The organism is Burkholderia sp. Bp9143, from assembly GCF_003853645.1.
Lineage (GTDB): Bacteria > Pseudomonadota > Gammaproteobacteria > Burkholderiales > Burkholderiaceae > Burkholderia.
The window spans coordinates 1-298 of the sequence record NZ_QTPO01000194.1 but is presented as its reverse complement, the minus strand read 5'-3'; the positions used below and the strand labels follow the sequence as shown (position 1 = coordinate 298).

Genomic DNA, 298 nt, shown 5'->3' with positions numbered 1-298 from the left:
GATCTCACGGCGGTGGTGCTCGAGTTGATCCCCGTCGAAGTGGACGTGGACAGGGAGCTGATCGAGCTGTTAGCCGACGAGAGGCCGGTCGACGTGGAGGTCGACAGCGAAGCAACCGAGCTGTTGGTCGAGCTCAAGCCGGTCGAAAGCGAGTTGATACCGGTCGAGGTCGACGTGGACAGCGAGCTGATCGAGCTAGTTGCTGACGACAGGCCCGTCGACGTGGAGGTCGACAGCGAGGCGACCGAACTATTGGTCGAGCTCAGGCCGGTGGACAGCGAATTGATACCCGTCGAAG

General features: G+C 61.7%; 1 protein-coding gene. It reads left to right on the top strand.

Annotated elements, in window-relative coordinates; genetic code table 11:
• Window positions 1-298: hypothetical protein (locus DIE23_RS40780; protein ID WP_311767853.1), on the top strand; the 298-nt coding region annotated here is incomplete at both ends.